The following is a 20,236-nucleotide window of genomic DNA, read 5'->3' on the forward strand; positions in this document are numbered from 1 at the left end:
TCAGCGCAGGCGCTGCAGCGGCGACTCGGCGCCCGGGCGCTCGCCCACCTCGGTGGCGTCCACATCGACCACGTCGCCCGGCGCCGTGCGGCCCGGCCACATGCCCTGGGTGTAGCGCTGAGACTGCTCGCGCATGCGCGAAAACATCATCAGCGGGGCGGGCTTGCGCCCGGTGATCAGCGACCAGAACGACACCCCCAGCACCGCCACGAGGGCCGCCAGCAGGAAACTCAATACAAAAACCAGCGCGGCCAGCACCAGGACCAGCTTGAGGGCGCCACGGAGGATTCGGGACAACAGATCGGACACAGGATTCATGTGGGGCATCAGATAGGGACATTCTGCGCGTTTGCAAGTTCCGTCCGATCAACCGGTTGTCGCCAGCCGCTGCTATGCTGAATCCATGAAACCGCCCGCCCCAGCGCCTGAGCCGCGCCCTCCGCTCCTGAGCCGCCTGTCGCAGTACTTCTTCCGCGGCCTGATTACCTTCCTGCCGCTGGCTATCACGGTCTACGTGCTGGTGATCTTCATCACCTGGACCGAGCGCACCGCGATGCAGCTGCTGCGCCCGCTCACCGGCGAGTTCTACCTGCCCGGCCTGGGCATCGCGCTGGGCGCATTCCTGATCCTCGCCCTGGGCGGGCTGATGTCGATGCGCGCCACCGGCAGGCTGCTGTCCCTGGTCGAGCTGCCCTTCACGAACCTGCCGGTGGTCAAGAGCATCTACTCCTCGCTCAAGAATTTCGCCGACTACTTCGCGCCGCACGAACAGGACGCGCAGCAGGTGGTGCTGCTGAAGATGCCCGGGCACGAGCTGAGCACGGTCGGGCTGGTCACGCGACAGAACATGAAGGGTCTGCCGCGGGGTCTGGCCGAACTGGAGGACCAGGTCGCGGTCTACCTGCCCATGGGCTACATGATCGGCGGCTACACCGTGTTCGTTCCCCGCAGCTGGACCACGCCGGTGGACATGTCGGTCGAAGAGGCCATGCGTCTGGCCCTGATCGCTTTCATGTCCTCGGGCAAATCATGAGCATCCGCCACCTCGACGCCCTCTTTTCGCCGGCTTCGGTGGCGGTGTTCGGCGCCTCCGAGCGGGCTGCGAGCGTGGGCTCGACGGTGTGGCGCAACCTGTCCAGCGGGTTCAAGGGCCGGCTTTATCCGGTCAACCCCAAGCACCGCCACATCGGCGACGCGCGGGCCTATGCCAGCGTCGCCGCACTGCCCGAGGCGCCGGACCTGGCCGTCATCTGCACCCCGGCCGCCACCGTGCCCGACCTGATCGCACAACTCGGCGAACGCGGCACGCGCGCAGCGGTGGTGGTCACCGCGGGCCTGAACAAGGCCCTCAAACAGGCCATGCTGGACGCCGCGAGGCCCCACACGCTGCGCATCCTCGGCCCCAATTGCATCGGCATGCTGGTGCCGCACCTGGGCCTGAACGGCAGCTTCGCCCACATCGGCGCCCAGCCCGGCGAGCTGGCCTTCGTGTCGCAGTCGGGCGCCCTGGTCACGGCCATGCTGGACTGGGCCTCGGCGCGCGGCATCGGTTTCTCGCACTTCGTCTCGCTGGGCGAACATGCGGACGTCGACTTCGGCGACATGCTCGATTTCCTGGGCAGCGACCCGCGCACGCGCGCCATCCTGCTCTACATAGAAAGCATCGACGAGAGCCGCAAGTTCATGTCGGCGGCGCGCGCCGCCGCGCGCAACAAGCCGGTGATCGTGGTCAAGGCCGGGCGCTCGGCCGCGGGACAGGCCGCGGCCGCCTCGCACACCGGCGCGCTCGCCGGGTCGGATGCGGTGTTCGACGCCGCGATCGCGCGCGCGGGCATGCTGCGCGTGCTCACGCTGGACGACCTGTTTCTGGGCGCCGAGACGCTGGCGCGCTTCCGGGACGGGCCGTCGGAGCGGCTGGTGGTGCTGACCAACGGCGGTGGCGCCGGCGTGATGGCGGCCGACGAAGCCGCCGCCCACGACGTGCCCCTGGCACCGCTGGCCGAGCCCCTGCTCGCGCGGCTGGACGCGGTGCTGCCTGCCCACTGGTCGCGCGCCAACCCGGTGGACATCATCGGCGACGCGCCGGCCGCACGTTATGTCGCAGCGCTGGACGCTCTGGCGAGCGACCCGGCCAGCGCGGTGCTCTTCATCCACGCCCCCACCGCCATCGTGCCCAGCCGCGACATTGCGCAGGCGGTGCTGCCGTTCGTGTCGGCCCGGCCGCGGCGTGTGCTCGGCTGCTGGCTGGGCGACAGCGCGGTGGCGCAGGCGCGCCAGGCCTTCCGCGACGCCGGCGTGCCCGACTACGCCACGCCCGAGGACGCGGTGCGCGCCTTCGCCCTGCTGCGCCGCTACCGCCGGCACCAGACCGAACTGCTGCAGACACCGCCGGCGCGCGACGCGTCGCACGCCATGGATCTGCCGGCCGTGCGGGCGGTCGTGGAGACGGTGCTCGCCGAGGGCCGCGAGCTGCTCACAGAACCCGAAGCCAAGGCCTTCCTGGCCGCCGCCGGCCTGCCGGTGGTGCCCACGCGGGTGGTCGGGCCGAGCGCCGCGGAGGCCGAAGCCGCGGCCGAGGCGCTGGGCTACCCGGTGGTGCTCAAGATCCTCTCGCACACCATCACGCACAAGAGCGACGTGGGCGGCGTGCGGCTGAACATCGGCGGCGCGAGCGAGCTGGCCGAGGTCTGCACATCCATGCTGCAGCGCGTGCGCGAGCTGCGGCCCGACGCCGATGTGCAGGGCTTCACCGTGCAGCCCATGGTGCGCAAGAAGCACGCGCACGAGTTGATCGTGGGGGCCAGTGTCGACCCCCTGTTCGGCCCGGTGATCCTGTTCGGCGCGGGCGGCACGGCGGTGGAGGTGCTGGCCGACCGCGCGCTGGCGCTGCCGCCGCTGAACACGCCGCTGGCGCTGGCCCAGATCGAGCGCACCCGCATCCACCGCCTGCTCCAGGGCTACCGCGACGAGCCGGCGGCCGACATCGACGCGGTGGCGCGCGTGCTGGTGGGCGTCTCGCAGCTGCTGGCCGAGGTGCCCGAGATCGCCGAGCTGGACATCAACCCGCTGCTGACCAACCACGAGGGCGCCATCGCGCTGGACGCGCGGGTGCGGGTCTCGGCTGCCCGTCCGGCCGGCGCGGCGAACTTCGCCATCCAGCCCTACCCGGTCGAGCTGGTCGAGACCTGGGACTGGAAAGGTCAGACCGTCACCCTGCGGCCGATCCGGCCGGAAGACGAGCCCCAGCACCGCGCCTTCCTGGAAAGGCTGGACCCCGAAGACATCCGCCTGCGCGTGTTCCACAGCCGGCGCCACATCGAGCACAGCGAGCTCGCGCGACTGACCCAGATCGATTACGCGCGCGAAATGGCCTTCATCGCCACCCGGCCGCTGGACGGCGGCGGCGAGGAAACGCTGGGTGCGGTGCGGGTGGTGATCGACCCGGACAACCGCGACGCCGAGTTCGGTGTCATCGTGCGCAGCGACCTCAAGGGCGGCGGCCTGGGGCGCCGGCTGATGGACAAGATGACCGCACACCTGCGCCAGCGCGGCACGCAGCGCCTGGTAGGCACCGTGCTGCGGGAAAACACCGGCATGCTGGAACTTGCGCGCGCGCTGGGTTTCCAAGAAAGCGCCGCCCCCGGCGAACCGGACGACCGCAGCCTGCGCTTCGTCTCGCTGGACCTGCAGCCCCCGTCCCGCGCCTGAACCGGTGGCGGGCCGCCTCTTTTGGAGCCCGCCATGCCAACCACCCCGCTGTCCGCGCGCCGCGCGCTGCTCAAAGGCGGCGCCGGCCTGATCGCCGCCACCGCCACACCCGCCTGGCTCACGCCCGCCCTGGCCCAGGGCAAGGATCTGCGCCCCACGCCCGCCCAGACCGAAGGCCCCTACTACCCGGTGGCGTTTCCCGCCGACACCGACTTCGACCTGCTGCGCAACGGCGCTGCCGCCTACGGCAAGGGACAGCCGGCCTGGGTCATGGGCACCGTCACCGACACGCGCGGCACACCGCTGGCTGGCGGCGTGATCGAGATCTGGCAGTGCGACCAGGACGGTCACTACCACCACCCCGGCGACGGCGGCAAGGCCGACCCCGCGTTCCAGGGCTTCGGCAAGGTCACGCTGGGCAGGGACGGTGGCTACCGCTTCCGCACCCTCCAACCCGCGCCCTACAGCGGCCGCACGCCGCACATCCACGTGAAGATCAAGCTGGGCGGCCGGGAACTGCTGACCACTCAGTTCTATGTGCAGGGCGACCCGGGCAACGCGCGCGACTTCCTGTGGCGGCGCCTGGGCGAGGAGGGGCAGGCGGCGCTGACGCGTCCCTTTGTAAAGGGTTCGGATGGGCTGAAGGCGGAATACGCGGTGGTGGTCGAGACATGACCCCACGAATCCGTGCGTGACGCGCCCGCCCCTAAGCTCGGCGCATGGATTCCCTGTCCCAAATCGTCCTCGGCTCGGCGGTCGCCATCGCCGCCATGGGTCGCCGCACCTCGGTGTGGAAGGCCGCCACCTGGGGCGCGATCGCCGGCACCCTGCCCGACCTGGACGTGGTCATCGACCACGGCGATGCCCTGCTCAACATGGTGCTGCACCGCGCGGAAAGCCACTCCTTGTTCTGGCTCACGCTGTTCGCACCGCTGCTGGCCTGGGGGGTGTCGCACCTCCACCGCGAAGGCCACCTTTTCAGGCACTGGACCCTCGCACTGTGGCTGGTGCTCATCACGCACCCGCTGCTGGACGCGATGACGGTCTACGGCACCCAGCTGCTCCTGCCGTTCACCAACCGCCCCTTTGGCGTGGGCAGCGTGTTCATCATCGACCCGGCCTACACCCTGCCGCTGCTGGTGTGCGTGGCCGCCGCGCTGCGCATGAAGGACACCACCCGTGGCCTGCACTGGAACGCGGTCGGGCTGGTGCTGTCCACCGCCTACCTCGCCTGGAGCGCCCTCGCGCAAACCCATGTGGCGCTGCAGGCCAGGGCCTCACTGCGCGACCAGGGCTTCGCGGCCGAGCGGGTGCTGGTGACACCGGCGCCGTTCCAGACGCTGCTCTGGCGCGTGGTCGCCCTGCCGGACGACCCGGCCAACCCCCACTTCCTCGAGGCCTATGTCTCGCTGTTCGACGGCCCGGCACCGGTGCGGTTCGCGGCGCATGACCGGGGCGCCGCGCTGATGGCCCGCCACGGCCAGGCCGCTCCGGTGGCGCGGCTCACGGCCTTCGCCGGCGGCTTCGTGAAGCTGTCCACCACGCCGCAAGGCCAGCTGCGCATCACCGACCTGCGCATGGGCCAGGAGCCGGACTACGTGTTCAACTTCGACCTCGGCGCACCGGGCGCCGTGGGTTCGGTGCGGCCCACCCAGGTGAGCCAGCGGCCGCCGGTGGGGCCTGCGCTGCGCTGGATCGGCCAGCGGATGTGGGGGCTGGAGGTGGCGCCGCCGTGGCCGGGCACGGTCAGGCCATCAGCAGGGTGAAGGCGATGATGACGACACCGATGGCGAGATTGACGCCGACCCAGGTGCGGATCGAAGCCAGCGCCGCACCACCGGCCGGCCAGTCCCGGGCGGCCACGGCCTTGTCCAGGCGCCTGTAGAGCGCGAAGCGGATGTGGGCGAAGATGGCCATCATCAGCACGCCCAGCGCGGCCATCAGGGTCCAGTCCAGCGGCATGTTGAACGCCAGCCCGGCCTGCACGCTTTCCTTCGCGGCGCGGCCGATCATCCAGCCGCCCGTCACCAGCACCACCAGCACCGCACCCACCACAGCACGGAAGAAGCGCTGCAGGGCCCCGTGCATGAGCGGGATGCTCTGCGGCGGCGGCAGCTGCATCGCGGCCGGGCGCAGGAAGAAGGCAGCGAACACCATGCCGCCGACCCAGACGACGATGGACAGCACGTGCAGCAGTTTGAGGGTGGCGTAGAGCATGGGGTCTCCTGACGGGGTCATCGGTTGACGTCGGACAGCATACCGCCCGCGTCGCGCCGCTGCAGCCGGTACGGCGGCAGGCCCTTGAGCATGCGGCGGCCGTAGCTCTGGCGCAGCAGGCGCGCGTCGTAGCAGATGACCACGGCCTCGTCGGTCTCGGTGCGCAGCGCGCGGCCGGTCCACTGCAGCAGGCGCGCGCCGGTGGCCGGCACCACGAGTTCGCTGAAGGGGTCGCGGCCCTGGGCCTTGAGCCAGTCGGCGCGCGCCTGGCCGACCGGGTCGCTGGGCGAGGCGAACGGCAGCTTGGTGATGAACACCCACTCGCAGAGTTCGCCCGGCAAGTCCAGGCCTTCTCCGAACGACTGCAGTCCGAACAGGATCGAGGCGCCGCCGTCGGCCACGCGCTCGGCATGCCGCCTGAGCAGCTGGGTGCGCGAGGACTCGCCCTGCACCAGCACCTTCTCGCGCAGGTCGCTGTTCGCGCCGCGCTCCAGCAGGTCCTGTGCGCGCTTCATCAGCGCCTTGGAGGTGAACAGCACCAGCGCGCCTCGCTTCACGTGGCGAAGGTCGTCCATCAGCAGGTCGAGCATCTCGCGCGAGTAGCCCTCGACGTCTTTCGGGTCGTTCTGCGTCTGCACCACGACCAGCCGGCCCTGCGTCGCGTGGTCGAAGGGGCTCTGCACCTCGCGCGCGCTCACGTCCTCGTCGAAGGCGAGGCCGCTTTCGTGCAGGAAGTGGTCGAAGCCGCCGCAGGTGACCAGCGAGGCCGAGGTCGCGACCGCGGCGCGCACCTTGCTCCACAGGTGGGCGCGCAGCAGGCCGCCGGGGTTGAGCGGGCAGGCGTGGGCGCTGAGCGTGACCAGGCCGTTCTGGATGCCGGCCTCGAGCCACTTGGCCAGCGGCGCCTGGCCGTCCACCGGGGCCTGCAGCCAGAGCTCGGCCGTGGCGGCCATGTGCTGCAGGCGAGGCGCAAACGTGCCGATGCGGCTGTAGAGCTGGGCGCAGCGCGGTGCATCGCCGGGGTCGTCGCGCGCCAGCACCTTGAGCTGCGCCGCGATCAGTTCGAATTCCTTGAGCAGGGCGCCGGCCCGGCTGGCGATCTGGCCCACGGTCTCGGCCCAGTCGGCCGGCAGCAGGCCGCCTTCGAGCCGCTCGGTGGCGTTGGGCACGTTGAACTCGAAGCCGGCCCCGCCGTCGCGGCCGTTGCGCGGGCGCATGCCGCCCTGCTTGCCCGAGAGCGCCAGCCACTCGGGCGATTCGGCCAGCCGCGCCATCGCGCGGCGCGCCAGCTCGGCCTGCGCGGCCTTGAGCTCGCGCGCCAGGGTCGCCACGTCGACGCCCAGCGGGTGGGCAATCGCGCCGGCCACGTCGGTCACGGCGCGGGGCAGCTTGTCCAGCCAGCCGCCGCGCATCAGGTCCATGCTCTCGGTGAACTGGCCCTGGGCCACGGACCCGAGGTGGTGCGCCTCGTCGAACACCAGATAGCAGTCGGACGGGTCGGGCAGCGCGTGCAAACCCAGCGTCGAGAGCAGCAGGTCGTGGTTGACCACGATCACCTGCGACTGCGCCAGCCTGGCGCGCGAGCGGTAGTAGCTGCAGCCGTTGTAGCTGGGGCAGTGGCGCGCGGTACAGGTGTGGCGCTCGGCCGCCACCGGGGTCCACACGTCGCCCTCGGGCGGCTCGGCCAGGCGGTCGCGGTCGCCGTCCCAGTCGCCGCTGTCGAGCATCTGGCCCCAGCGCTCATAGATCCGTCCGCGTTCGGCCCACACGCGCTCCAGCGCGTCGCCCCGGGGCTTGTCGTCCGGCTCGTCGCCGAACAGGTCCGAGGTGGCGACGTCGCCACCGGCCATCTGGTCGAGCTTGAGACGGCAGACGTAGCGCCCGCGCCCCTTGGCCAGCGTGAACACGAAGGGCTGGGGCAGCACCGCGGCCAGCGCCGGCAGGTCCTTGGCGATCAGCTGCTCCTGCAGCGCCACGGTGGCGGTGGAGATCATCACGCGTTTGCCCTGCGCCAGCGCCAGCGGGATCACGGTCGAGGCGTAGGCGGCCGACTTGCCGACCCCGGTGCCGGCCTGCACCACCGCGATGGCGCGCGGGCCGGCGGGCGGCGGGTCTTCCCCTTTCTCGGGTTTGGCGGGCCAGTCGACCACGCTCAGGGTTTCGGCGATGTGCGCCGCCATTTCGCGCTGGCCGGCGCGCGCGCGAAAACCGTCCAGCCGCGAGACCACATGGTCGAACGCCCCCAGCGCCAGCGCCTCGCGCGCCAGCGGGCCGCGCGGCGGGCTGGCGGGGTCGAAGGAGGTGTCGGAATCGGGCATGGAAATGGCGGGCAAAGCGCGATTCTCCCAGAGGCCCGCGCGGCCCCGCGACACAATGGCCGCGAAGCCACATTCAGGAGGATTCCATGGCCCGCACCGCCACCCGCCGACCCACGCCCCGACGCCGCATCGATCTCGCCCTGCAGGGCGGCGGCTCGCACGGCGCCTTCACCTGGGGGGTGCTCGACCGCCTGCTCGAAGAGGAGTGGCTGGAGATCGCGGGCGTCAGCGGCACGAGCGCGGGTGCGATGAACGCCGTGGCGCTGGCGGCCGGCCTGATGGAGGGCGGCCGCGTGGGCGCGCAGGCCGCGCTGCGGCGCTTCTGGGAAAAGGTGGCGGACGCCTCGCCATTCGCCCCACTGGCCGGGCTGTTCGGCGCCGGCAACCCCTGGCTGCGGCCCTGGATCACCCCCTGGCACCGGGTGGCCCAGGCCCTGGGCAGCCAGTTCTCGCCCTACCAGCTCAACCCGCTGAACCTCAACCCGCTGCGCGACATCCTGGAGCGCACGATCGACTTCGACCGGGTGCGCGGCTGCCACCGCACCCAGCTCTTCATCGCAGCCACCCATGTCGCCACCGGCGAGCTGCGCGTGTTCCAGCAGAACGAACTCACCGCCGACATGGTGCTGGCCTCGGCCTGCCTGCCGCTCCTGTTCCAGGCGGTGGAGATCGACGGCGAGGCCTACTGGGACGGCGGCTACGCGGGCAACCCGACCCTGATGCCGCTGATCAGCGACACCGACGCCGACGACCTGCTGCTGGTGCCGATCAACCCCAGCCGGCGCGAGTCCGTGCCGACCCAGGCCAGCGACATCCTCGACCGCACCAACGAAGTCACCTTCAACGCCAGCCTGCTCAAGGAGCTGCGCACCATCGCACTGATCAAGGAGCTGCTGGACGACGTGGGCCGGCCCGACGCCTGCTACCGGCGGCCGCTGTTCCGTCGCATCGACGACCTCCGCCTGCACCGGCTGGACGCCGACGCGGCGCTGTCGCCGTTCGGCGCCTGGAGCAAGCTGCAGACCGGGCGCGGCCTGCTGCTGGAGCTGCACCGCATCGGCCGCCAGGCGGCGGACGACTGGCTGCTCGCCCACGGCAAGGACATCGGCCTGCGCTCGACCTGCCAGCTGCCACCGACGCATTCGGGCTGAGGCGGCGCCTTACCGGGGGTCTGGCGCGGAGTCCAGGAACTGCCGCACCGGCTCCAGCGGCAGGCTGAAGCAGAAGGTCGCACCCTGGCCGACCACGCCTTCGCCACGCACGCTGCCGCCATGGCGCTGCAGGATGCGCTGCACACTGGCCAGCCCAACGCCCGTGCCCTCGAACTCGTCCAGCCGGTGCAGCCGCTTGAAGGGCTGGAACAGCTGGTCGGCGTAGGCCATGTCGAAGCCCGCGCCGTTGTCGCGCACACAGAAATTCAGCATGCCGTCGGCCTCTTCCAGCCCGAAGAACTCGATGTGCGCCGCCTCGGTGCGGCCGGTGTACTTCCAGGCGTTGCCCAGCAGGTTCTGCATCACCACCGTCATCAGGACGGGGTCGGCCTGTGCCGACAAACCCTCGGCAATCTCCCAGCGCACCTGGCGCGCCGGGTCGGTCTGCTCCAGCTCCCGCGCCACCGAACGCGCCAGCTCGCTGAGGTTGACATGCTGCGTGCGCAGTTCGGCCCGGCTCTGCTGCGCCATCGACAGCAGATCGTTGATCAGCAGCCCCATGCGGCGCGCGCTGCTCTGGATGCGCTGGAGCGCGTCCAGTCCGTCGTCGCTGAGCTTGTCCGCATCGCTCTCCTGCAGCAGGCTCGCAAAGCCGTGGATGCTGCGCAGCGGCGTGCGCAGATCGTGCGAGACCGAATAGGTGAACGACTCCAGGTCGCGGTTGAGCATGGTCAGCTCGCGCGTGCGCGTCTTCACCCGCCGCTCCAGTTCGGTGTTGAGCTGCTCCAGCGCGCGCTGCGCCTCGCGCAGCTCGCTGATGTCCTGGAGGGTGCCGCTGTAGGACCTTTCATGCGCGACCGGATCGCGCTGCGCGAGCAGGCGCACCCAGCGCACGCTGCGGTCGGGCCGCACGATGCGGTGCACCTGGTCGATGTCCGCGTGCTCGGCCCGCGAGCGGGCAATCGCCGCCTCCAGCGTGCCTCGGTCCTCCGGATGCACCTGCTGCCAGTAGCCGTCGAAGCCGGGCTTGAACACCGCCGGGTCCTGGCCGAAGATGCGGAAGACCTCCTGCGACCAGCCCATCACCCCGCTGTCGGGGTTGTAGGTCCAGTGGCCCACGCGCGCCAGGCGCTGCGCCACCTCCAGCCGCTGCTGGCTCGCCCGCGCCTCGTCCTGACGACGCTCTAGGTTTCTCAGCAGCCAGCCGATCCAGGCACCCACCGCGAGCAGCGCCATCGACAGCAGCGCCGTCAGCAGCAACGCCCGGCGGCGCGTGTTTTCCAGCGGGGCCAGCACCGAGGCCTGCGACAGGCCGACCACCACGACCACGCCGCTGCCGGGCAGGCGCTGCCAGCCGAACAGCCGCGGCACGCCATCGACGGCGCCGCCGATCCGGTATGTTCCGCGATGGGCCGTGGGGTTCTGCAGAAAGGGCCTTTCGGGCGGCAGGTTCTGGCCCATGGCTGCGGCGTTGTCCAGGCTGCGCGCCAGGAACGAGCCACCCGGGTGCACCAGGGCCACCAGGTCGTTGTCCGAGAGCGCCAGCCGCCCCAGCAGCCGGGCCAGGTGCTCGGACGACACGTTGAAGTGCACCGCCCCCGCAAACGCCCCGTCCCGGAACATCGGCCGCCCCACGATGATCTGCCACTGCCCGGTCAGCCGCGAGCGCACCGGCTCGCCCACCACCAGCCGGTCGCTGCCCTGGCGCAGGGCCTGGAAATGGGGCCGGTCGCCGACGAAAGTGCCCGGAACGACCCCCAGGCTGTTGTGGATCACCGTGCCGCCGGCATCAATCACCGACAGGTGGGACACCAGGCCCTTGGGCAGGCCGGCGAGCACCTCCTGCTCCACCTCGTCAAAGGCTGCGCGGGACTTGGGCCAGGCCGAGCGAAGACCCAGCAGCCCCAGGTCCAGCACCGCCAGGCTGCTCTCCATCTGCCCCGCCATGGCGTTGGCCAGCTGCTGGCTGCGCAGCTGCGCGCGCTCCAGCATCTGGTCGCGCAACTGCCCCTGCAGTTGCAGGCTCAGCCCCCAGAGCAGCAGCACGGCCAGCGCTGTGAACAGCGCCACGGCCGTGACCATGGATCGCAGGCGAGAAATCAAGACACCCCCTGTTGCGTCCGCGCAAGACGGTGACCCCTCGGCTCTGGCGGCGGGTGGCCCCATCGGACATGTATCGATTTGTACTCTTTTTTGGCCGGTCTGGGTTCACCAGGCTGTCACGGGCGCCAACGCAGGCGCCTTGGGCAGAGAAAAATAGAACGCGGCGCCCTGCCCCACCACGCCTTCACCGCGCACCTGCCCGCCGTGGCGGCGGACCACCCGGCTGACAGTGGCCAGGCCCACGCCCGAGCCCTCGAACTCGTGGTGGGCGTGCAGGCGCCGGAAGGGCTGGAACAGCTGGGCGGCGTAGGCCATGTCGAAGCCCGCGCCGTTGTCGCGCACGCAGAAGGTCACAAGGCCGTCGGCGCTGTGTGTCCGGCTCAGGCTGATGCGCGGCTGCGGCGTCTGCCCGGTGTACTTCCAGGCGTTGCCCAGCAGGTTCTGCAGCACCACCCGCATCAGGCCCGGGTCGGCCATGGCGTGCAGACCCTCCTCGATGTCCCAGTCCACCTCGCGCCCGGGTTCCGCGCGGTGCAGGTCGGCCGCCAGCTGCAGAGCCAGCTCGCTCAGGTCCACCCGTGCCAGGTTCATCTTCGCGCGACCCAGGTGCGCCAGCGACAGCAGGTCGGTGATGAGCTGGCCCATGCGGCGCGAACCGTCCTGGATGCGCCGCAGGTGCCGGCGGCCGGCGTCGGAGAGCCGGTCCGACTCCTCCTCTTCCAGCACGCAGGCAAAGCCGTGGATGCTGCGCAGCGGCGTGCGCAGATCGTGCGAGACGCTGTAGGCAAAGGCTTCCAGTTCTCGGTTGGCCTGGGCCAGTTCGCCGGTCCGCCGGCTCACACGCGACTCCAGCTCCTCGTTCAGCTGCTGCAGGGCCAGCTGCGCTTCCCGCACCTCGGTGATGTCCAGCACCGTGCCCATGCTGCGCACCGGGCGGTCGCCTTCGTATTCGGTCACTCCGCGCTCGCGCACGTACTTGATGCGCCCCCCGGGCAGCAGCAGGCGGTGCACCACGTTGTAGGTCCGGCGGTCGCGGATCGAGGCGTCGAACGCCTGCTGCACCATCCGCCGGTCGTCCGGATGCACCCACTCCAGGAAACGCTCGAACGAGGGCTGCACTATGGCGGGGTCGACTTCGAAGATGCGGTACACCTCGTCGGACCAGTGCAGCCGGCCGGTGGCCAGATCGCACTCCCAGCTCCCCAGGCCCGCCAGTTGCTGGGCCTCCTTCAGCCCTGCCTCGCTGCGCGCCAGCGCGCGCTGGTCGCGGGTCATGCGCAGCTGGTCGCGCACGATCACGCCCCCAAAACCGAGCAGCAGCAGGGACAGCACCCCGGTGACCAGCAGGTTGCGTCGCAGCGCCGGCGCCAGCGGCGCCAGCACCGAGTCGTCGGCCAGACCGACCGACACCACCAGCCCCGAGTCGGGCAGGCGGTGCCAGCCGTAGGTGCGCGGTGCGTGATCCACCACGTCGCCCACGCGGTAGGTACCGTGCAACAGCGTCGGCAGCGCCCGGTAGGGCCTGTCGGCCGGCACCTGCTTGCCCATCGACGCCTCGTTGCCTTCGCTGCGCGCGAGGTAGTGTCCGTCCGGGTGCACCAGCGACACGACGTCCTGGTCCGACAGTTCCAGCTTGCCCAGCTCGCGGGCGAGGTACACCGACTCCACCACCATGTAGATGACCCCGTCGAAACGCCCCTGGCGCAGCATGGGCCTGTCCACTGCGAACACCCAGCGCCCGGTCAGGCGCGAACGCACCGTGGCCGACACCCGCATCGCGTCGGGGCCCTGGCTCGCCACCCGGAAACTGTCGCGGTCGCCCACATAGCGGCCGGTCTCCAGCCCCAGGCTGTTGTAGACCAGATGGCCACTCGCGTCGGCCACCGACACGTGCGAGACCAGGCCCGGCGGCAGACTGGCCAGGGCGTCCTTGGTCAGCACGTCGAAGCGCTCACGCGGCTCGCGCGCCCAGTGGTCTCGCAGCGTCCTGAGCGTGACGTCCATCGTGCTCAGATGCGCCCGCACCTGGCCGGCCATCGCATCGGCCACATGCAGGCTGCGCTGCTCGGCCTGCAGCAGCACCTGCTCGCGCAGCTGGTTCTGGGCGCGCAGCGCCTGCCACCACAACACCCCGGCCGCGACCACGGTGAACAGCGCCACCAGCAGCGCAAAGGAGCGGGAAAGCGCCTTCAACGGAACGCCCTCACGCGACGACCCAGGCGCCACACGGGGCGCGTTGCTGCAATGCACCAATCCACAACGACGGTCTCTGTATGTATGAAGGGCCACCTTCCAGGCGGGTGGCAGGCTTGCACGATTCTGGCGCGCGGACCTTACGCGCAGCCAATACCAGCGTCTGCATCCCGTTCATTTCGTCACGGAGCGCCGCAAGTTGAGCAGCCGGCGCCCGCCGGGCTCAGTGGCCGTGCCGGTGGTGCAGGTCGGGCGCGTGCGGGTGGGTGTGGCGCAGCGGTGCATGGTGATGCGGGTGGCTGTGCGCGCCCTCGGGCATCACCTCGTGGGTGTGGCTGTGGTGCCCGTCGTCGTGGGTGTGGGCGTGTTCGTGGTCCAGCGCCTCGTGCGCGTGTTCGTGCCCGTGGTCTTCGGCCAGGTGCACCAGCACGCCCGCCACCATCAGTGCACCGCCCACCAGCAGCAGCACGCTGGCCGAGCGTTCGCCCAGCGCGAACGCACCGAGCGCGCCGATGAAAGGCGCGAAGGCGAACACCGAGCCGGTGCGCGCGGCGCCGAAATGGCGCTGCGCCAGCAGGTAGAAGCGCAGGCTCAGGCCGTAGCCGGTGGCGCCCACGGCCAGCAGCGCCAGCGCCGCGGGCCACCCTGGCCGCGGCTCGCCCCAGGCCAGCGCCAGCGCGCTCGTGACCGCCGCTCCCAGCGCCGCCTTGGCCAGCACCACCTGGCCCGGGTCGCGGTCGGCCACGCCGCGCGAAAGCGTGTTGTCCACGCCCCAGGCCACCGTGGCCACGGCCACCGCCAGCAGGCCGAGCAACTGCACCTGGCCCGTGAGGCCCTGGTCGATCACCAGCAGCGCGCCGCCGGCCAGCAGCAGGGCCACCGCCGACTTCACCCGACCGTCCAGCACCTCGCCGTACCAGCGCCAGGCCAGCACCGCCGTGAACACGGCTTCGAGCGTGAGCAGCAGCGAGGCGCTGGCGCCACTGGTGCGCTGCAGCCCCCAGGCCAGTGCCACCGGCCCGAGCACCGCACCCGCCGCCACCATGGCCAGCAGGCGCGGAGCATCGCTGCGGCGCAGGGGCGCCTCCACCTGGGCGCCGCGCCGCTGCAGCAGCGCCACCAGCGCCGCGCCCGCGTACAGCAGGGCGGCCGTGGAAAACGGCCCCAGCCCCAGGCCGAAGCGCTGCACCAGCGGCGTGCTCAGGCCGAACAGGGCCGCGGCCAGCAGGGCCAGCAGGCCGCCGCGCAGAACGGGCGAGGCCATGGCGTTCACTGGCCGGTGTGGTTGGCGACGATGAAATTGCCCGGCTGGGAGAAAAAGATGTAGAGCGTCTGCTTGCCGGCGTCGGCGACAGCCGGGTTCTTGAAGCTGACTTTCCACTCCTTGCCCTTCTTGCCGTCGATCAGTTCCAGCTTGTCCTGCGGGACCGCCTGCCAGGAGGCGTCGAGCTTGCCCGCCTTGACCAGGGCGGCCTTGCGTTTGGCCGCGCAATCGGTGACCACGGCTTCGGTGGCGGGCTTGCTGCCGTGGAAGTGGCAGTTGCCGCCCGCGTCGGCCACGGCGGCGGGCGCGGCGAACAAGGTCGAGACCAGGGTGGAGATGGTGAAAAGGGCTTTCATGGGCAATCCTTGGAGGTGCTGAAACAGTGACAGGAACAGAGCATCAGAGGCCGTCGCGGCTCGGATCTTCGGTGTTTTCAACATCGAGGTCCTCGTGCGCGTGGCGGTGTTCGGCGGCCGGGAAGCGGAAGCTGTCCGGGTCGGCGTCGTGCTGGTAGCCGTGCAGCTGCACGAACAGCAGGTAGACCCCGGCGTAGAACAGGGCCAGGTTGGCCATGTAGGCAAAGCGCTTGAACGAGGCCCGGTGCCGCCACAGCGCCAGCAGACCGACCATCACCACCAGCGCCGCGATCTGGCCCAGCTCCACGCCGACGTTGAAGCTCAGGATGCGCCAGAGCATCTGCATCGGGTCGTCGCCCAGCGGCAGCTGCTGCAGCCGGGTCGACAGGCCGAAGCCGTGCAGCAGGCCGAAGCCGAACACCATCCACAGCAGGTTGGGCGACGCCATCTGGAAGTGTTTCTGGAAGCCGCCGTTGTTGTCGAAGGCCTTGTACATCACGCTCAGCGCAATGATGGCGTCGATCAGGAAGTAGTTCCAGGTGATCTGGAAGAAGGTCGCGGCGATCAGCGTGATGCAGTGTCCCAGCGTGAAGATCGAGACGAACTTCACCACGTCCTTGAACGAGGCCAGGAAGAACACCACGCCGAAGAGGAACAGCAGGTGGTCGTAGCCGGTGAGCATGTGGCTGGCGCCCAGGCCCACGTACTGGAGATGACCGCCGTCCAGCATGCGCTGACGGTCTTCGTCGGAAATGCCGTGGGCCAGGGCCACGAGCGGGGTGAGGGTCGCGAGCAGCGCAGCGGCCGCCCGCCCCGGAGAGGGAAGGTTCATGAGATTCCGGAAATGAGGATTGAAGCCACATGACCGGCCTGCAGGCCGGTCGGTCCACACAGCGCGCCCGCAGGGGCGTCAGGCGGTGGCCCGGGGCGGGCGCAGCAGACCGTCGAGGTCTGCAGAGACGGGCAGCGCCTCACCCCACGCCGGAGGGGCGCCCGCGGGCGAGGTGAGCGGCAACATGGCCGACGCCACCGGAAGCCCCGGGGACTGCATGCCCTCGGCGGCGTGCGAGTGGTGGGGGCCGGGTTCGCTGTCGTCCTGGGCGTCGACGATCAGCAAGCTTGCATCCACCTCGTGGCCCTGCCCGTCGTGAGACGAGAGGTGCTGGTGGTGACCATGATCGAGCGCGTGCGCCACCTCGTGCGACAGGCGCTCGGCCTGTTCGGCCCGCTGGGCGGGCAGCGCCCAGGCCACGGACTGCAACAGCAGTCCGAACAGCAGGAGCCAGGTGGTCAGGGCGGATTTCACAGCCCTGGATTTTATGGGTGCAAGGCCAGCCGATGCCACCGCAAGGCCAGTGCTGGCCTCACGCCTGTCCGGCCCCACCACTACTTCAGCGGCACCCAGAGCATCGATCCGGCGCGCACCGTGTACTGGTCCACATGTCCGGAGACGTTCATCCCGTCGTCGATGTAGTGAAGGTGAAAGCGCTCGCCCGCGTGCGACACCACGCCCTCCAGCTGGGCACCGCTGTAGACCCCGACCAGCTGACCACTGGCCTGCGGGTTGCGAAACACCGTCTGGCCCGATGCCTGATTGGCGTGGCCACTGACGTGGCTGCCGTGGCCGCCGTCTCCCTGTGGCGTGTGCCCGCCAGCAGCAGCCACCGGCTTCTCGCCGGTCACCACATGCCAGATCAGGTGCGAATAGCCACCCGTCACACGAAACACGAAGGGCTGTTCCAGATCGAGCTTCCGCGCCCGCGCCTGCTCCTGGACGAAGACCTCGAACTGCGGCTGGCCCATGGTCGCCGGCACTGGCACTTGCGCCCACCCGCTCACCCGTGCGCTCGCCCAGAGCGTGGCAGAGGCCTGCGCACCCGGCGGTTGCACCCGGCCCTGCGGGTCCGAACCGTGACTCACCAGCACACGCCCGTCGATCTGGATCACCTCGCCCCTGAGGTCCGCCAGCGCGCCCACGCCCCAGCCCCCTGGCACACCCTCCAGTGGCGACAACGCCACCTGACCGGCCGCCTGGCCCGAACGCATCATCTGCGTGAAGTTGCCGTGGTGCTGAAACCCCATGGGCTGCGCCCAGGCCAGCCCCGCAACCAGGGCCAGCGCGCCCAGCCAATGTCTCTTGATCATCCCCACACCTTCCTTTGTTGATCGGGTTCCGCAGAGGCGCCAGTGTGGTCTGGCGAGACCCCGATGAATATGATTGATGTCATATCCCTGCCGCCGCCATGCCCGCACCGCCCCCACTCGACCGCTTGCTCCCGCCATCCTTGCACCCCTTGTGCAAGGGCCAGTCCCACCCAGCGGGCGCGTCGCTGTTCCTCAGCGGGCACAAGCCACGCTGGATGTACTTTGTGAACGAAGGCGAGGTGGTGCTGGAACGGCACGGAGAAAACGGCGAAACCGCCTCCCTTCAGCGTTGCCAGCACGGTTTTGTTGGTGAGGCCAGCCTCACCTCCGGCCGCTACCACTGCGACGCGCGAACCACCCGACCCACCACCGTCACGCGCATCCCCGTCGAAGCCTTGCGCCAGGCGCTCAGGGACGACCGGGATTTTTCCGAGCGCTGGATCGCGATGCTCAGCGGCGAAGTGCGCAGACTGCGCCTGAGCAATGAACGCCTGAGCTTGCCCAAAGTGCAGGACCGGCTCCTGCACCTCATCGAAACCGAAGGCAGCCAGGGCCGCTACACACTCGACTGCACGCTCAAGCAACTGGCCCGGCAACTGGCCGTCACCCACGAAGCGCTGTACCGGGCGCTGGCCGAGCTGGAACGGGGGCAGCGGATCGAGCGCGATGGGGGCGCGATCCTCCTGCGCAAGGCAAGGCCTTGAGAATCTTGGCTGCGCTCTCGATCCGGCCGGTGCAGCCAGCCCGAATCAATACAGCGCCGCGAACTTCTCGATCAGGGGTGTCGGCCCGGCCACGATCAGGTGGTCGCCCGGCTTGATCTCGGTCTCGGGCTTGGCGTAGATGAAGTCCTGATGCCGCCGCTTGATGCCCACCACCGTGATGCCGTGCTTCTTGCGCACGTTCGACACCGCCAGGATCTTGTTGTGCGTCTCCATCGGCGCGCGGGTCTTGGCAATCGCGAAACCGTCGTCGAACTCGATGAAGTCCATCATCTTGCCCGTCACCAGGTGCGCCACGCGCTCGCCCATGTCGGCCTCGGGGTAGATCACGTGGTGCGCGCCCACCCGCTCGGCGATGCGGCCGTGCTGCGGGCTGTTGGCCTTGGCCCAGATGTCCTTCATGCCCATCTGCGCCAGGTTCAGCACTGTCAGCACGCTGGCCTCCAGGTTGGCACCAATGCTCACCACCGCGTGGGAGAAGTCGGTCACCGACAGCTGCTGCAGCGCGACCAGTTCGGTCGAATCGGCCTTCACCACATGGGGCAGCTCGTGCGCGAGGTCCTGCACCACCTCCTCGCTGGCGTCCATGGCCAGCACCTCGTGGCCCGCGGCCACCAGCGAGCGCGCCACGGCGGCACCAAAACGCCCCAGCCCGATGACGACCACGCTGTCGCCCTTTTTCAGTTTGGAATCAGCCAACAATCGGTTTCTCCTCTGGGTAACGGTAGGCCCGGGGCACCTGGTTCATCGCCAGCGCCAGCGCCAGCGTGACCACGCCCACGCGTCCCGCGTACATGAGCGCAATGATCACGCCCTGCGCGCCGGGCGGCAGCTCGGCCGTGATGCCGGTGGACAGGCCCACCGTGGCAAACGCCGACACCACTTCAAACATCAGTTTCTCCAGCGGCAGGTGGTCGGCCAGCGGAATGATGAGCAGCAGGCCCAGCGACACCGCCGCGCCACTGAGCACCAGGACCGACAGCGCCTGGCGCTGCACCTGGGTGCCGATGCGCCGCCCGCGCAGCTCCACATCGGCCCGGCCCCGGATCTCGCTCCAGACGATCAGCAGCAGCAGGAACACCGTGGTCACCTTCACGCCACCCGCCGTGCCCGCACTGCCGCCGCCGATGAACATCCACACGCAGTGCAGCACCAGCGACTCCAGCTCCAGTGCGCCGATGTCGACCGCGTTGAAGCCCGCGGTGCGCGCCGAGACCGAGGTGAACAGCGCCGCCAGCCACTGGTCCACAAACCCCAGAGGGCCAAGCGTCCTGGGGTTGTTGTGCTCCACCAGCCACAGCGCCAGCGTGCCCAGCAGCACCAGCGCCGCAGACCCCCAGACCGTGAGCGTGGTGTGGATCGACCAGCGCGTGTGCCGCTTGCGGCGGTTGGCCCACAGCTCGGTGATCACCGGAAACCCCAGCCCGCCCACCACGATGGCCAGCATCAGCGGACCCAGCACCCAGCCGTCGGTCACATGGCGCATCACGCTGTCGGGCCAGGTGGAGAAACCCGCGTTGTTGTAGGCCGAGACCGAATGGAAGGCGCCCTGCCACAGCGCCTCGCGCCAGCCCAGGCCCATGGTCATGGCGAAGCGCGCCGCCAGCCACAAGGCCACCACGCCTTCGACCACCACCGTCACCACCAGCACCATGCGCGCCACCGAACGCACATCGCCCAGCGACAGCGCGTGCGTTTCCGACTGCAGCAACAGCCGCGTGCGCAGCTTCATGTGCCCGCCGATCAGCAGACCCATCAGGGTGGCCGACGTCATCATGCCGAAGCCGCCCAGCTGGAACAGCGCCATCACCAGCCCCTGGCCCAGCGGGCTCCAGTAGGTGCCCGTGTCCACCACCACCAGCCCGGTCACGCACACCGCCGACGTGGCGGTGAACAGGGCCGTCAGCCACGGCGCGCTCTCGCCACTGGCGCTGGCCCAGGGCAGCATCAGCAGCAGCGTGCCCACGCCGATGGTGGCCAGAAACGCCAGTGCCAGCACGGCGGCCGGGTGGGTGGGCAGGTGGTTCTTCATGGGACGTTGCACGGGCGGTCAGCGAGT

The 20,236-nt window shown here is 70.2% G+C and carries 18 protein-coding genes; 6 read left to right on the forward strand and 12 right to left on the reverse strand.

Annotation, left to right across the window (positions count from 1 at the left end; translation table 11 throughout):
* Positions 1-318 (reverse strand): hypothetical protein, encoded by a 318-nt coding sequence (locus tag RCO38_RS13040; protein WP_308328738.1) that lies wholly within the window; start codon positions 316-318, stop codon positions 1-3.
* Positions 319-403: 85 nt separating this feature from the next.
* On the opposite strand from RCO38_RS13040, the gene RCO38_RS13045 reads away from it, so the two are divergent.
* From RCO38_RS13045 to RCO38_RS13060, 4 genes are read left to right on the forward strand one after another with little or no spacing between them, the layout of a single operon-like run.
* Positions 404-1,033 (forward strand): DUF502 domain-containing protein, encoded by a 630-nt coding sequence (locus RCO38_RS13045; RefSeq protein ID WP_308328739.1) that lies wholly within the window; start codon positions 404-406, stop codon positions 1,031-1,033.
* Complete coding sequence (locus tag RCO38_RS13050; RefSeq protein WP_308328740.1) at positions 1,030-3,708, forward strand: bifunctional acetate--CoA ligase family protein/GNAT family N-acetyltransferase; 2,679 nt, start codon at positions 1,030-1,032, stop codon at positions 3,706-3,708. Before RCO38_RS13045 ends, RCO38_RS13050 begins: the two co-directional genes overlap by 4 nt.
* A 33-nt stretch (positions 3,709-3,741) precedes the next feature.
* Complete coding sequence (locus tag RCO38_RS13055; protein WP_308328741.1) at positions 3,742-4,383, forward strand: dioxygenase family protein; 642 nt, start codon at positions 3,742-3,744, stop codon at positions 4,381-4,383.
* A gap of 44 nt (positions 4,384-4,427) precedes the next feature.
* Positions 4,428-5,474: a metal-dependent hydrolase gene (locus RCO38_RS13060; RefSeq protein WP_308328742.1), complete on the forward strand. Its 1,047-nt coding sequence runs from the start codon at positions 4,428-4,430 to the stop codon at positions 5,472-5,474.
* On the opposite strand, the gene RCO38_RS13065 is transcribed toward RCO38_RS13060, so the two are convergent.
* Complete coding sequence (locus RCO38_RS13065; RefSeq protein ID WP_308328743.1) at positions 5,455-5,925, reverse strand: CopD family protein; 471 nt, start codon at positions 5,923-5,925, stop codon at positions 5,455-5,457. The genes RCO38_RS13060 and RCO38_RS13065 overlap by 20 nt on opposite strands.
* 17 nt (positions 5,926-5,942) lie before the next feature.
* Positions 5,943-8,243, reverse strand: a complete 2,301-nt coding sequence (gene dinG / locus RCO38_RS13070) for an ATP-dependent DNA helicase DinG (RefSeq protein ID WP_308328744.1) — start codon at positions 8,241-8,243, stop codon at positions 5,943-5,945.
* An 86-nt stretch (positions 8,244-8,329) separates the two neighbouring features.
* Between dinG and RCO38_RS13075 the strand changes: the two genes are divergently transcribed.
* A complete protein-coding gene (locus RCO38_RS13075) occupies positions 8,330-9,394 on the forward strand; it encodes a patatin-like phospholipase family protein (protein ID WP_308328745.1) in 1,065 nt (354 codons plus the stop codon).
* A gap of 9 nt (positions 9,395-9,403) precedes the next feature.
* Here RCO38_RS13075 and RCO38_RS13080 read toward each other — a convergent pair whose 3' ends face one another.
* From RCO38_RS13080 to RCO38_RS13110, 7 genes are all read right to left on the reverse strand, one after another.
* On the reverse strand, positions 9,404-11,476 hold the full coding sequence (locus RCO38_RS13080; RefSeq protein ID WP_308328746.1) for an ATP-binding protein: 2,073 nt from the start codon (positions 11,474-11,476) through the stop codon (positions 9,404-9,406).
* Between the two features lie 126 nt (positions 11,477-11,602).
* Complete coding sequence (locus RCO38_RS13085) at positions 11,603-13,690, reverse strand: ATP-binding protein (RefSeq protein ID WP_308328747.1); 2,088 nt, start codon at positions 13,688-13,690, stop codon at positions 11,603-11,605.
* Between the two features lie 223 nt (positions 13,691-13,913).
* On the reverse strand, positions 13,914-14,954 hold the full coding sequence (locus RCO38_RS13090) for a DMT family transporter (protein WP_308328748.1): 1,041 nt from the start codon (positions 14,952-14,954) through the stop codon (positions 13,914-13,916).
* 5 nt (positions 14,955-14,959) lie between these two features.
* The gene (locus RCO38_RS13095; RefSeq protein WP_308328749.1) at positions 14,960-15,310 is read right to left on the reverse strand and encodes a DUF6488 family protein; all 351 of its coding nucleotides are present in this window, start codon (positions 15,308-15,310) and stop codon (positions 14,960-14,962) included.
* A gap of 43 nt (positions 15,311-15,353) precedes the next feature.
* The gene (locus RCO38_RS13100; protein ID WP_308328750.1) at positions 15,354-16,142 is read right to left on the reverse strand and encodes a HupE/UreJ family protein; all 789 of its coding nucleotides are present in this window, start codon (positions 16,140-16,142) and stop codon (positions 15,354-15,356) included.
* Positions 16,143-16,220: 78 nt separating this feature from the next.
* Complete coding sequence (locus tag RCO38_RS13105; protein ID WP_308328751.1) at positions 16,221-16,616, reverse strand: hypothetical protein; 396 nt, start codon at positions 16,614-16,616, stop codon at positions 16,221-16,223.
* 80 nt (positions 16,617-16,696) lie between these two features.
* Positions 16,697-17,455 carry an acetolactate decarboxylase gene (locus RCO38_RS13110; protein WP_308328752.1) on the reverse strand — a complete coding sequence of 253 codons (759 nt, stop codon included), beginning with the start codon at positions 17,453-17,455 and terminating at the stop codon, positions 16,697-16,699.
* Between the two features lie 125 nt (positions 17,456-17,580).
* Between RCO38_RS13110 and RCO38_RS13115 the strand changes: the two genes are divergently transcribed.
* Positions 17,581-18,159: a Crp/Fnr family transcriptional regulator gene (locus RCO38_RS13115; RefSeq protein WP_308328753.1), complete on the forward strand. Its 579-nt coding sequence runs from the start codon at positions 17,581-17,583 to the stop codon at positions 18,157-18,159.
* Positions 18,160-18,204: 45 nt separating this feature from the next.
* Here RCO38_RS13115 and RCO38_RS13120 read toward each other — a convergent pair whose 3' ends face one another.
* Positions 18,205-18,876, reverse strand: coding sequence for a potassium channel family protein (locus RCO38_RS13120; RefSeq protein ID WP_308328754.1), 672 nt, complete (start codon positions 18,874-18,876; stop codon positions 18,205-18,207).
* Positions 18,869-20,209 (reverse strand): TrkH family potassium uptake protein, encoded by a 1,341-nt coding sequence (locus tag RCO38_RS13125; protein ID WP_308328755.1) that lies wholly within the window; start codon positions 20,207-20,209, stop codon positions 18,869-18,871. Before RCO38_RS13125 ends, RCO38_RS13120 begins: the two co-directional genes overlap by 8 nt.
* Between the last annotated feature and the right edge of the window lie 27 nt (positions 20,210-20,236).

It is taken from the genome of Hydrogenophaga pseudoflava (assembly GCF_031020795.1).
GTDB classification, from domain to species: domain Bacteria; phylum Pseudomonadota; class Gammaproteobacteria; order Burkholderiales; family Burkholderiaceae_C; genus Hydrogenophaga; species Hydrogenophaga pseudoflava_A.

Coding starts and splice junctions, on each gene's coding strand:
- RCO38_RS13040 (WP_308328738.1), bottom strand. CDS start 318: ATGAATCCTGTGTCCGATCTGTTGTCCCGAATCCTCCGTGGCGCCCTC.
- RCO38_RS13045 (WP_308328739.1), top strand. CDS start 404: ATGAAACCGCCCGCCCCAGCGCCTGAGCCGCGCCCTCCGCTCCTGAGC.
- RCO38_RS13050 (WP_308328740.1), top strand. CDS start 1,030: ATGAGCATCCGCCACCTCGACGCCCTCTTTTCGCCGGCTTCGGTGGCG.
- RCO38_RS13055 (WP_308328741.1), top strand. CDS start 3,742: ATGCCAACCACCCCGCTGTCCGCGCGCCGCGCGCTGCTCAAAGGCGGC.
- RCO38_RS13060 (WP_308328742.1), top strand. CDS start 4,428: ATGGATTCCCTGTCCCAAATCGTCCTCGGCTCGGCGGTCGCCATCGCC.
- RCO38_RS13065 (WP_308328743.1), bottom strand. CDS start 5,925: ATGCTCTACGCCACCCTCAAACTGCTGCACGTGCTGTCCATCGTCGTC.
- dinG (WP_308328744.1), bottom strand. CDS start 8,243: ATGCCCGATTCCGACACCTCCTTCGACCCCGCCAGCCCGCCGCGCGGC.
- RCO38_RS13075 (WP_308328745.1), top strand. CDS start 8,330: ATGGCCCGCACCGCCACCCGCCGACCCACGCCCCGACGCCGCATCGAT.
- RCO38_RS13080 (WP_308328746.1), bottom strand. CDS start 11,476: ATGGTCACGGCCGTGGCGCTGTTCACAGCGCTGGCCGTGCTGCTGCTC.
- RCO38_RS13090 (WP_308328748.1), bottom strand. CDS start 14,954: ATGGCCTCGCCCGTTCTGCGCGGCGGCCTGCTGGCCCTGCTGGCCGCG.
- RCO38_RS13095 (WP_308328749.1), bottom strand. CDS start 15,310: ATGAAAGCCCTTTTCACCATCTCCACCCTGGTCTCGACCTTGTTCGCC.
- RCO38_RS13100 (WP_308328750.1), bottom strand. CDS start 16,142: ATGAACCTTCCCTCTCCGGGGCGGGCGGCCGCTGCGCTGCTCGCGACC.
- RCO38_RS13110 (WP_308328752.1), bottom strand. CDS start 17,455: ATGATCAAGAGACATTGGCTGGGCGCGCTGGCCCTGGTTGCGGGGCTG.
- RCO38_RS13125 (WP_308328755.1), bottom strand. CDS start 20,209: ATGAAGAACCACCTGCCCACCCACCCGGCCGCCGTGCTGGCACTGGCG.